Below are 11,508 nucleotides of genomic sequence, written 5' to 3' on the forward strand. Positions count from 1 at the left end.
TTAAATGATGATTGAGAAAAAAAGTATAATAAATAGAAACTTTAAAGTTAAGAAGATTACACTACTTCTAGTTGCTATATTTATCAGCTCATTATTGATCTCTGGAACTAATATAGCAGCCGTAGGGAATTTAGCTCAGGACTACTCAGAACGAGAGAGGTCAGCCCAGGAAAATGATGAGCAAGAGAGCGCTTATTGGCATAATAGTAGTCTGAATTTAGATAATAGAGATTGGATGTCTAGAATCTCAGACGATAAACTAATCAGTGAGTTATCTATTCCAGGAACTCACGATACTATGGCTTATAATCCAGATTTGAAATTCCTAAATATTACAAGAACTCAAACTATTAGTTTAGAAAATCAATTAAATATTGGTATCAGATACTTGGACATTCGCTTGACGAATCAGAGTGATAGATTTGACATTAATCATGGAGCTATTTATCTAGGATATAACTTCACAGACGTTCTTGAAACTGTAGAAGAATTTTTGAACGCTAACCCAAGTGAGACGATTGTAATGCGACTTAAGCAAGAACATAGTAATTCTAGTCTTGCCGAAATGAAGAATTTATTCGATAAGTACTTTGAAGAATATAGAGAGCTATTCTGGACAAAAGATTCTAGTAACTCCCCAATCAATCCTAGTTTAGCTGAACTTAGAGGTAAGATCTTAGTAGTCTCAGAAGTAGATAGTATAGATTTTTCCCTAAGGTTTAAGGATATTATTTTGCAAGATTACTTTGCCCTAGGAACTGTATATAATATCACTGATAAATGGGATAAAGTTAGAAATCACCTTGAGCTGAGTAATCAAGATTATAGTAATAATATTTACATGAACCATTTAAGCGCAACCGGTGGAGCTATGCCTTATACGGTGGCTAGTGGACAGATTATTCCAGATAATAATACAGAGAAACTTTGGACGGGTATAATCAGGCCTACCAAGGAAAATGTGGAATATCCTTATTTCTCTAAAAGAGAGTTTTTACCAGGATTAAACGCTTTCTATTACAGAGGTATAAATGAACTATTTGTAGACTATATACAGAATAATTATATTGAAAATAAGACAGGTATAGTGATTGCGGACTTCCCAGGGGCAGCACTGATTAATTCGATTATAGAAGTTAATTTCAGTTAGAGGTGTGAAGATGTTGGACGCTAAGATACAATACCAGGATGGAGCATTTTCCTGTGAAAGTGACTTAGATATCTTTAATCCTAATTGGATGAGCAAATTACCTGAGCGAAAAAAACTTAATCAGATTTCTATACCTGGTACTCATGATAGTATGGCTTATGGGAAAAAGATTGAGTTTGCGTCAAACACCAGGACTCAATCCCTAAGCCTCAAGAACCAGTTGAACAAAGGTATTCGTTTTTTAGACATAAGGCTTAATTATAGAGAAAAGTTTTTCGCTATACATCATGGATCGATTTTCTTGGGATTTAATTTCTTGGAAGTACTTGTCGATTGTGAGAATTTTCTCGAGAAAAATCCCAGTGAGTTTATTCTAATGCGTGTACAGCAAGAGGCTAGTTCGGCCAATGATAGGCAGATTTGGGCCATGTTTAGAAAGTACCACGATATGTTTAAGAATTTGTTCTGGCTCAATCGCAAGGGACTAGTTAATCCAAATATTGAAGAATTGAGGGGGAAAAATGTCTTGTTGAGTGAGTTGGAATATGTAGACTTTTCGCTTAAGTATAGTTCCTTAGAGATTCAAGATTATTACAGTCTTGAGAGTTTAGATAATTTAAAAGACAAATATATTGCTATTAAAGATCATTTCGATAAATGTAATACCGATGTGAAAGGGGGATCAGAGAAAATATTTTTAAACCATATTAGTGCCAAAGATGCGGCTTTCCCTTACATGATTGCTGGTGGCAGAACAGTCATGAAAACTAATAGTCCTAGGATTGTTACGGGCAAGATCCTTTTCGAGAATGATGATGAAAGTTTGTACCCAAGGTTGGATCTAGGAGAGGGTGTTTTTGCGGAGGTTTATCCTGGAGCTAATAAGATGACGCTAGATCTTGTAAACAAGGCAGAGTTAAAGTACTTAGGAATTGTAGTTTGTGACTTTCCTGGTTCTGAATTAATCCAAAAAGTTATAAATACTAATTTCGATTAGATCGTAAAAAATAGAATAAAATACAGATGAACTTTGAGGAGAGTTATTTGTAAAAAGATTTTTAATATAGCAGTCAAAAGTTGATAAGAAATTTAACAACTTTAGTACTAGACCTGAGTATGTCTTAAAAAGACTCTTTTTTATTTGGGGTTGTTGGGATATTTGGATATTCTATGGTTTTGTAGAAAGTTGTTGGAAACTGTAGATAATAGTTGGAAAATTTTCGAGATGTTTTCTATAAAGTAAAATGCAAAGCCGTAGAGAATTAGAAACTATCTGACTAGTAAAATTCTGAGTAGGAGTAATTATTGCTTTGTTATAATTAAAAGACTAAGTGTTTAGGAGAGAAATTATGTCTATTGACAAATTTAAAGGCAAGAAAATATACATAGCTTACGGTAGTAACCTGCATGTTGAGCAAATGCAAGAACGCTGTAAGGAGGCAGAGTTGTTAGGAGTAGCAACTCTCCAAGATCACTGCTTAGAGTACAAGGGAGAACCTGGCAGAGCATACCTTACAATTGCTCCATCTATAGGTGAATTTTTGCCCGTGGCCGTGTGGCTAACTAGTGCTGCAGATGAACTAGCTCTAGATGAGTATGAGGATTATCCTGAGCTTTATTACAAGACATCCTACCAGGTAAAACTTGATAAAGTATTTCCTGAATTTGCTCAAGACTTCAAACAAGGAGATACCATCAATGCCTACACCTATGTTATGCAAGATGATAAAGTTCCAGCACGACCAACTGATGAATATATTGAAATTTGTAAAGCCGGATATGATAATTTTGGCTTTGATAAGAAAATCTTAGATGAAGCTTTAGTGAAACTAAGGTAGTATAAATATATTAATTATTCATTTTATACAAGGAGTGCAAGATGAGTAGGGCGGATGAATTATTTGTTAGAGATTGTAGACGCATTTTAGACGAAGGTTATGAGCAAAATTCAGGTGAAACTAGAGCTCGTTGGGCAGATGATGGCTCACCAGCTTATACCAAGAAAATATGCTCTGTAGTAAATAGATACAACTTACAAGAAGAGTTCCCAATCCAAACAATTAGACCAATTAATTATAAGGCTGCTATTGACGAGATTTTGTGGATTTGGCAAAAGAAATCTAATGTAGTTTCAGAATTAAATAGTAAAATTTGGAATCAATGGGAAAAAGAGGATGGCACTATTGGTAAGGCTTACGGCTACCAGTTAGGACGAGTACATAAGTATCCAGAAGGTGAATTCGATCAGGTCGATAGAGTCTTATATCTTTTGAAAAACAACCCTGATAGTAGAAGAATTCTGACTTCTATGTATAACTTTGATGACTTAAACGAGATGGCTCTATACCCATGTGCATACGGTATGATGTTTAATGTTTTTGGGAACAAGCTTAATGGTATACTGCAGCAAAGATCTCAAGATATGTTAGTTGCTAATGGTTGGAATGTTGTCCAATATGCAGCTTTGATACATATGTTTGCTCAGGTAAGTGGGCTTGAAGCAGGTGAGTTGGTGCATGTTATTTCTGATGCACATATCTATGACAGACATTTCGAGATTGTAGAAGAAGTTATAGAGCGAGAGCAATATCCAGCACCTAAGTTGTGGATTAATCCTGAGGTAAAAGATTTCTACGATTTCACAGTTGATGACTTCGTTTTAGAAGATTACAAGCATGGCGAAAGAGTACGTAAGATTCCAGTGGCAGAGTAGATTAGTTTACCTGGAATAAACTTCCTTGCTTACATTTAATAAAACAAAAACTCAACAGTAAAAACTGAACTGACCCTTGTCAAGTAGACAACCAATTTAATTAAAAGTTTTGCATTAGGATGCATGATATCTATACTCAATTGGTGTCATGCATTCTAAATTTTTTTGATATCTTTTTTCGTTGTAAAATTTGATATATTTTTCTATGCTTGTCTTTAATTCTTCTAATGAGTTAAATTTCTTATCATAGAACATTTCGGATTTTAACGTTCCAAAAAATGCTTCCATTGGACCATTATCAATGCATTTACCTACTCTAGACATACTTTGTATCATTCCAGCATTCTCTAGTTTAGATTTAAATATACGTCCAGTGTATTGAAATCCTCTGTCACTATGAAATATTGGTTTAGCTGTAGGGTGTTTCTTGATGGCCCTATCAAACATGCTAAATACTAGTTGATTGTTGTTTCTAAATGATATTTCATATTCTATTATGCTTTTATCGTATAAATCCATTATTGGACTTAAATAGAGTTTTTTAGATTCGCCTGCTATTGAAAATTCTGTTACATCTGTTAACCATTTTTGATTTGGTAGGTCTGCTTTAAAGTCTCTGGCTAGTATATTTTCTTTGGTGTATTCTGGTTTTATACTTTTTCTGTTTATTTTCTTTCTGCGTATTCTTGCAGATATACCCATTAGCTTCATTAGCCTATGTATGTAGCCTGATGAGTAGGATTTTTGATTAAGTCTGTTTATGAAAATTGTCATTCTACGGTATCCTAGAATACCATCAAATGTTGAGTGGTATTCTTTTATGAGATTGCATAGGAGTTCATCTTGTATTTCTTTTTCTGCTTTGACTCTATGTCTATTTTTGTAGTAACTACTCCTTGATATTCCTAATATTTCGCATAACTTGCTTATTGAATATCCAAGATCTTTGAAGTAATCTATGGTTTGATAGTCTGCTAATTGCCTTACTTTCGTGATTGTAGTTTCCTTTCCAATTCTTCTTTTTTTTTAAGAACTTCTAGTTCAAGTTCTTTTCTTTTGCGCAAGGACCTTTCTTTTTCTAGCTCTATTTTGAGTTTTTCTATTTCACTTAGGTTATCAAAATCAATTTCAGACTTGGATTTCCTTCCACGCTTTTTGTATCTTAGGGCTTCTTCTCCATTTCTTTGATATGATTTTGTCCACTTATACACGTTGGCATAGGGTAGTGCATATTTATCTGCTGCTTCTTTATAGCTTAAGTTATTTTCTATTACCCACTTAACTATTTCTAATCTTTCTTCATAAGTGGTAATTCTCGATTCCATGGTATAGATGTCTCCTTTGGGATCATAGTCCGTTATTTCTATTCCACTATACCATTTGTTCACCCATCCTCTTATTACTGATTGACTTATGTTATACTTCGCTTCTAATTCAGAATATGAGCATTCTCCATTAGTATACTCACTTATTACCATATTCTTGAATTCTTTGGGGTATGTCTTATTTCGATTCGACGTATTAAATACAGTTTCTCCACGTTGTTTGTATTTTAAATACCAGGTACGCACTGTTTCTTTATCCGCATGTAATTTCTTAGCAATACTTTCAAAAGATTCATAGCCATCTTCATATTCCAAGCATGCCTTTATCTTTACTTCTGCACTAAACTTAGGTTTCCTTCCCATAAAAAGTACCTCCAAATAGATTAGCCTAATTTAATTAATTAGACTGTCTACTTTGGAGGTATCATATCAAACTGTTGAGTTTTATTTTGCGCAAATTTATAAATATCTTTTTCATTTCATATACATCTCATATTGGATTGCTATATTACTATCATCCCCAAAGGAGAGGAACGAATATGTCTATAAAAAGTAGAGCTTTTAAATATTTAACGAGAAAAACCAGCCGAAGTATAATTATGTTCTTGCTGATGACCTTGATAACAATAACTTTGTTTTCTAGTATTTCTATTCACTCATCAGTGAAGTCGCTTAAACACAGCTTGCAATATAATACGAACTCTTCATTTAGCATAGAAAGCACAAATGGTAGCATAGCAATCCAAGATCTTCAGTTTTTGCAAAATGAAGATATCAAAGCGAAAGTAGCCAAGACTAACTATCAACTAGAAGGATTTGCTAGCTTAAAAGAGATGCAAGTTGTTTCAACCGAGAATGGTGTAATTCTAGATGAGGATATTAACGCTGGAACAACTAATGTGTTGAGAGTATCAGCAGTTCAAAGATCAAATGACCATAGAAGTTTCATAGCAGAAAGCTTCAAGCTGGTATCAGGTAGACACTTAAATGAAAATGACCAAAACAAAATCCTTGTTCACGAGGAGTTTGCAAAACTAAATAACCTTAAACTAGGCGACAAAGTCAAGTTGAGTAAGGCGGAATTTAACCAGGAGCAGATGTACCCTGAAAGAAATGAGAACGACGGGGTAGAATTGTATACGAACGAAAAAACTCAGGAGTCAAACCAACAAAATAATTTACACCACAAATCCAAAACAACGCAAAATATGACTACTGAGCCAATTGACTACGAAATCGTAGGAATTTTCACAGGGGAAACTTTAGAAAATTTCACGGGTACATCTGCTGATATTAGTCAAAACCATGTGTTTACAGATTTTCATTCTGCCCAGAGCTTAAGTGCTCATGAATCTAATGAAAAAGAAGGGGACGCTAAGTCAAGCGAGAGGGCAAGTACTGTAAGAGTATTTGCGAAAGATGCTGCGGAATTAGATAGTCTGTATGCTAAAGTGCAAGAAGCCCTTAAAGATAATAAGAATGTAAAACTAGTTAAAGATGCTAACAGTGTATCTGATGTCTTAGATTCTATAGCTGTAGTAGAGCAGATAGTCTTGATTATGAGCCTAGCAATTTTCTTTGGTGGTATTTTAGTCCTAAGTTTATTACTATTGCTATGGTTGCGTGAGAGGATTCATGAGGTAGCTATTTTGCTAAGCGTAGGTAAGAGTAAATCTGAAATTATTTATCAATTTTTACTAGAGTTATTCGTACTGTATATACCTACAATTGTCATTAGTACATTGCTCTCTGCTTTTACTACACAATGGATGTGGAAAGCATTCATAGCAGATGAAGTTTCAGCGAGCGAGTCTATAATGAATGCAGGTTTAGGAAATAATTTATGGCTGAACACTTTAATTACTTATGGGGTTCTATGCCTGATATTAGTAATTGCAGTTTTGATAAGTTCATTCTTCATATTGAAGAAGAAACCAAGAGAATTATTAGATGAAATTATTTAAAAATGTGAGTTTGAAAGGTTAAATTTAACAAGATTATAAGAGGTGAAAAAATGGGAATTTTAAATATAGAAAATGTAAGTTACGCATATAACGGTACAAAAAATTTAGTTCTTAATGATATCAATGCTGAGTTTTTGCCAGGGAAGTTTTATGCAATTATAGGTAAATCAGGTGCAGGTAAATCTACACTACTGTCATTGTTAGCAGGTTTGGATAGTCCTGATAAAGGATATATAAAAGTTCAAGGCAAAGATATTGCGGAGGCAGGTTATACAAATCATAGAAAATCTAATATTGCCCTAGTTTTCCAAAGCTATAACCTCATCGATTATTTGAGCCCACTGGAGAACATTCGTCTCGTAAACAAGGATGCAGATCCACAAATACTTTTAGATTTAGGTTTGAGTGAGGAAGAGATCAATAGAAATGTTTTGAAACTATCTGGTGGTCAACAGCAGAGAGTTGCAATTGCTAGAGCTTTGGTATCTGCAGCGCCTATTATTTTGGCGGATGAGCCTACAGGTAACCTGGACGAAGATACTGCTAACGAAATAATTGCTCTACTTAAGAAGTACGCACTAGAAATGAATAAATGTGTAATTGTTGTAACTCACAGCTTCAGTTTGACAGAAATGGCAGATGCAGTTTTGCAGTTGAAATCTAAGAAACTTAAATTTGTTAGAGAATTAGAAGATTAATATCTGCGTAGATTTTAAATAGATATTGAGAGGTTTAAGAGGTTTATTATGTTTAAAAATGCATTTGCTTATGTAACAAAGAAAAAAGTTAAAACACTTGTACTGTTTTTGATAATTATGTTAATGGCAACTTTGTGCTTAACAGGTTTATCTATAAAATCAGCTACTGATGAAGCTGCAAAAGAGACTTTTAAAAATATTAGTAATAGCTTTAACATGCAAATTAATAGAAGGACAAATCAAGGTACAGCAAGAGGTGCAGGTAACTTGAAGTCTGGAGATATAGATAAAATTGCTAATTTACCAGGAGTTGAAAAGCACTTGCGTAGAATGAGTGCAGTTGCAGACTTGGTAGATATGGAGAGAGTTGAAACTGAGAATACTTTAGCCAACCTAGATGAGCATAAGAAAAAATATTTTGGCCAAGCAGTAATGGTTACTGGTGTTAATGACTCCTCTGTAGAAGATAAATTCAATTCAGGTGCCTTGCAACTTAAAGAAGGACGTCATATAACTCCAGAAGACAAAAATGTTGTCTTATTACACGAAAGCTTAATGAAGAAAAACAATCTTAAATTAGGAGATAAGATTAAGCTAAAAGGTAATCCTTACGATGCCGATAATGTTAAACAATCTTCAGAGACTACAGAGGTTACAATCATTGGTGTTTTTGGTGGAGATAATCAAGGACAAGTAACTTATGCCTTAGAGCTAAATGACAATATTGTTATTTCAGACTTGACAACCAGTAATACTTTATACGATACAGACGCAGAAACAGCTAATTATATGGACGCTACATTCTTCTTGAAGGGCGGAGAAAACCTAGACAAAGTAATGGCAGAAGCTAAGAAACAAAGTATCAATTGGGATAGCTATACTCTATTCAAGAGTGAAAGCAACTTCCCAGTATTGCAAGAATCAATCAATGGAATTTATGGATTCGCGAGAACAATGTTCGTAGGATCTCTAATCTTCTCAGGATTGGTAATAACCTTGATCTTATTCTTGTGGTTGAACGCTCGTAAGAAAGAAGTTGCCGTCCTACTAAGTATTGGTAGAAGCAAACTACAAATCATCGGACAGTTTATATCCGAAGTACTTATCATTAGTGTGTTTAGTTTCACCGGAGCATATTTCTTGTCTAAGTACACAGTCAATGGATTTGCAAATGGAGCAATCCGCCATGCTACTAAATCTATCACTAAGAAGCTAGGCCAAGCAGCAGCTCAATCTAACTTAGGTGGAGGTGCCGAGGCTGAAGGATTCAACAAGACTATAAGTGAACTTAATGTTGCGGTAGATCCAAGTCATATGATGTATGTTGTGATTATAGGTATTGTAGTTTTGGTATTGGCAGTATTGCTAGCAAGTTATAAAATAATGAAGAGTAGAGCAATCGAACTATTGACTGATATTAAATAGTTTGACTAGCTTAGTTACTTGAAGGGACGAGACTGTTAAGCTTGTCACAACGAGCAAAACAAATATTTAGAAACAATGAAAGTGAGCAGCAATGAATATCTTAGTTGTAGAAGATGAGAAGATTATTCTAGATGGTATTTGTGAATATTTAGAGAGTCTAGGGTATATTTGCATCAAGGCTCCTGATGGACAAATGGCTATTGAGAAGTTTCAAAACAACAAGATAGACATGCTGCTTCTTGATGTTATGCTCCCTATCAAGAATGGTCTGGAAGTCCTGAAGGTTGTGCGAGAAAATAGCAAGATTCCGGTATTGATGTTGACCGCTCTTGGTGATGATGAAACTATGATCAAGAGCTTTGACCTACTTGTTGATGGTTATATTACTAAGCCTTTTTCTCTAGCAGTTCTTGGCAAAAGAATAGAGGCTATTAAGAAACGCTACTATACCGAGACAGAAATTTGGGTTTATGAAGATGTTAGGGTTAATTTTTCTGCTTTTGAAGCAACTTACAAGGGTCAAGAAGTTAAGCTAACTACCAAGGAATTTGAAGTTTTGCGCTTGCTTTGTCAGAACGAAAATCAAGTCTTAAGTCGTAGCCAGATCTTGGATCACATTTGGGAAGATGTAGATGATGCGCCTATAGATAGAATTGTTGATGCCTATATAAAAGAGTTACGCAAAAAGTTAAATTTAGATTGCATTAAGACTATAAAAAATGTAGGTTATGTATTACAACGAAAGTAATTTGCTGAGGTTGAGGTCCAAAGGTTGAGGTACAAAGGTAGAGGTGCAATGCGAAGACTGAAGATTTTACCAAAAACATTTTTATATACTTTGAGTATTCTAGTGACAGTTGTACTTATTGCACACCTGACAATTTACTTAGTTTTCCCAGCTCTTTATTTAGAAAATAGAAAAAATGACCTCAGTGTTCAAGCAGACCTTTTGGCAGAGAATTTATATGGACTGAGTAAGGGCGAAATTGAAAAATCTATAAATCTCTATAATAGAAGTAACGATATTAGTGTTAGCCTGAAAGATCCTCAAAATTTGAATCCAGGTAAACTGGAAGTACCTATAGATGACAATGTAGGTCGTATGCCTGGTAGTGATAAGAACTCATTGTTTATTGAAGATAGGAAAGTAAAAAGTGCTGAAGGGCAAGAACTAACGATTCAACTGATTTCTTCACAGGAACTTTTCCATGAGGCCAAAGAACTTACCCTGGACATTTTGCCATACTCCTTGATTGTATGTTTAATTTCTGCGGCTATACTGTCATATATTTACGCAAGAAGAATAACCAGACCTCTGATAGATATAAAATCAGTTACAAGACGCATGAAGCAATTAGAGGAAGATGCTTTCTTTGAAATTGATTCTGAAGATGAGATTGGTGAGTTTAAATCACAAGTTAATAGTGTATATGATCAGTTGCTACAAATTATTTCTGAGTTGCAAGAGAAAAATGAATACATGCTCAACACAGAAAAGCAGAAAGTAGACTTCTTGCGTAGTACTTCACATGAGCTCAAAACCCCTTTGGCAAGCCTGAGAATTATGCTGGAAAATATGCAGCTTAACATTGGTAAATATGCCGATAGGGATAAGTACCTGGCGGAGAGTATTAATGAAGTCGATAGAATGACTGAACTAATGAGCGAAATACTTAATGTTTCTAAATTGCAAGAAGTTAATAGTCCTAGTGAAATTTTAGATCTCGAAGAAGTTTTGAACGAAGTTCTGGCTGAGTACAAGGTATTGATAAAAGCAAAATCAATCAAACTTTGTGTAGAGTTGGAAGGAGAAAATGTTTACATAGCCAAATCTGCTCTTAAAAAAGTTCTTTCTAATTTAATCAGTAATGCTGTTAAATATACCGAAGAATCTGGGAGTATCCACATTTATACAGACCAAAACAAATTATATATAGAGAACACTGGAAAAGTTCTGAGTGAGAAAGAATTGAAAAAAGTTTTTGAGATCTTCTATAGAAGTGAAATTAAAGATAAGAATTCTCTTCAAGATGGCAATGGATTAGGGCTTTATGTGGTCAAGAATATTTTAGACCTTTATGGATTCAGCTATGATTTTAAGGCAAGTGCTGCGGGAATGGTTTTTGTAATTGACCTTATGAGTAATAAATAGATTTTTGCCTGTGAAAAGAGCTGAAAGTTCGCCGGATCCAGCCTTATTTACAAAATAATTAATAAATTTTATCCGTAAGTG

The 11,508-nt window shown here is 34.4% G+C and carries 11 protein-coding genes; 9 read left to right on the forward strand and 2 right to left on the reverse strand.

Features of this window, described 5'->3' with window-relative positions; genetic code table 11:
* Window positions 1-4 precede the first annotated feature (4 nt).
* From C5Q98_RS00040 to thyA, 4 genes are all read left to right on the forward strand, one after another.
* On the forward strand, window positions 5-1,150 hold the full coding sequence (locus C5Q98_RS00040; RefSeq protein ID WP_106011702.1) for a phosphatidylinositol-specific phospholipase C: 1,146 nt from the start codon (window positions 5-7) through the stop codon (window positions 1,148-1,150).
* Between the two features lie 10 nt (window positions 1,151-1,160).
* A complete protein-coding gene (locus C5Q98_RS00045) occupies window positions 1,161-2,147 on the forward strand; it encodes a phosphatidylinositol-specific phospholipase C (protein ID WP_106011703.1) in 987 nt (328 codons plus the stop codon).
* A 352-nt stretch (window positions 2,148-2,499) separates the two neighbouring features.
* Entirely contained in the window at window positions 2,500-2,988 is a 489-nt protein-coding gene (locus C5Q98_RS00050; protein WP_106011704.1) for a gamma-glutamylcyclotransferase family protein, read from the forward strand.
* 41 nt (window positions 2,989-3,029) lie between these two features.
* Window positions 3,030-3,863 (forward strand): thymidylate synthase, encoded by an 834-nt coding sequence (gene thyA, locus C5Q98_RS00055; protein ID WP_106011705.1) that lies wholly within the window; start codon window positions 3,030-3,032, stop codon window positions 3,861-3,863.
* A 114-nt stretch (window positions 3,864-3,977) separates the two neighbouring features.
* Here thyA and C5Q98_RS00060 read toward each other — a convergent pair whose 3' ends face one another.
* The gene (locus tag C5Q98_RS00060) at window positions 3,978-4,877 is read right to left on the reverse strand and encodes an IS3 family transposase (RefSeq protein WP_106011706.1); all 900 of its coding nucleotides are present in this window, start codon (window positions 4,875-4,877) and stop codon (window positions 3,978-3,980) included.
* Complete coding sequence (locus tag C5Q98_RS00065) at window positions 4,847-5,551, reverse strand: helix-turn-helix domain-containing protein (RefSeq protein ID WP_106011707.1); 705 nt, start codon at window positions 5,549-5,551, stop codon at window positions 4,847-4,849. The genes C5Q98_RS00060 and C5Q98_RS00065 overlap by 31 nt, the downstream gene beginning before the upstream one ends.
* Before the next feature lie 176 nt (window positions 5,552-5,727).
* Between C5Q98_RS00065 and C5Q98_RS00070 the strand changes: the two genes are divergently transcribed.
* From C5Q98_RS00070 to C5Q98_RS00090, 5 genes are all read left to right on the forward strand, one after another.
* Window positions 5,728-7,152, forward strand: a complete 1,425-nt coding sequence (locus tag C5Q98_RS00070) for an ABC transporter permease (protein WP_106011708.1) — start codon at window positions 5,728-5,730, stop codon at window positions 7,150-7,152.
* Window positions 7,153-7,202: 50 nt separating this feature from the next.
* Window positions 7,203-7,850: an ABC transporter ATP-binding protein gene (locus tag C5Q98_RS00075; protein WP_106011709.1), complete on the forward strand. Its 648-nt coding sequence runs from the start codon at window positions 7,203-7,205 to the stop codon at window positions 7,848-7,850.
* A 48-nt stretch (window positions 7,851-7,898) separates the two neighbouring features.
* Window positions 7,899-9,275, forward strand: coding sequence for an ABC transporter permease (locus C5Q98_RS00080; protein ID WP_106011710.1), 1,377 nt, complete (start codon window positions 7,899-7,901; stop codon window positions 9,273-9,275).
* Between the two features lie 91 nt (window positions 9,276-9,366).
* On the forward strand, window positions 9,367-10,023 hold the full coding sequence (locus C5Q98_RS00085; protein ID WP_106011711.1) for a response regulator transcription factor: 657 nt from the start codon (window positions 9,367-9,369) through the stop codon (window positions 10,021-10,023).
* A 48-nt stretch (window positions 10,024-10,071) separates the two neighbouring features.
* Entirely contained in the window at window positions 10,072-11,427 is a 1,356-nt protein-coding gene (locus C5Q98_RS00090) for a HAMP domain-containing sensor histidine kinase (protein ID WP_158695652.1), read from the forward strand.
* The last annotated feature ends 81 nt before the right edge of the window (window positions 11,428-11,508 follow it).

The organism is Fastidiosipila sanguinis, assembly GCF_002998295.1.
GTDB classification, from domain to species: Bacteria; Bacillota; Clostridia; order Saccharofermentanales; family Fastidiosipilaceae; genus Fastidiosipila; species Fastidiosipila sanguinis.

Bases quoted from the DNA above. Each gene is read 5' to 3' on its own strand.
- C5Q98_RS00040 (WP_106011702.1), top strand. From the start codon at position 5: ATGATGATTGAGAAAAAAAGTATAATAAATAGAAACTTTAAAGTTAAG.
- C5Q98_RS00045 (WP_106011703.1), top strand. From the start codon at position 1,161: ATGTTGGACGCTAAGATACAATACCAGGATGGAGCATTTTCCTGTGAA.
- C5Q98_RS00050 (WP_106011704.1), top strand. From the start codon at position 2,500: ATGTCTATTGACAAATTTAAAGGCAAGAAAATATACATAGCTTACGGT.
- thyA (WP_106011705.1), top strand. From the start codon at position 3,030: ATGAGTAGGGCGGATGAATTATTTGTTAGAGATTGTAGACGCATTTTA.
- C5Q98_RS00065 (WP_106011707.1), bottom strand. From the start codon at position 5,551: ATGGGAAGGAAACCTAAGTTTAGTGCAGAAGTAAAGATAAAGGCATGC.
- C5Q98_RS00070 (WP_106011708.1), top strand. From the start codon at position 5,728: ATGTCTATAAAAAGTAGAGCTTTTAAATATTTAACGAGAAAAACCAGC.
- C5Q98_RS00075 (WP_106011709.1), top strand. From the start codon at position 7,203: ATGGGAATTTTAAATATAGAAAATGTAAGTTACGCATATAACGGTACA.
- C5Q98_RS00080 (WP_106011710.1), top strand. From the start codon at position 7,899: ATGTTTAAAAATGCATTTGCTTATGTAACAAAGAAAAAAGTTAAAACA.
- C5Q98_RS00085 (WP_106011711.1), top strand. From the start codon at position 9,367: ATGAATATCTTAGTTGTAGAAGATGAGAAGATTATTCTAGATGGTATT.
- C5Q98_RS00090 (WP_158695652.1), top strand. From the start codon at position 10,072: ATGCGAAGACTGAAGATTTTACCAAAAACATTTTTATATACTTTGAGT.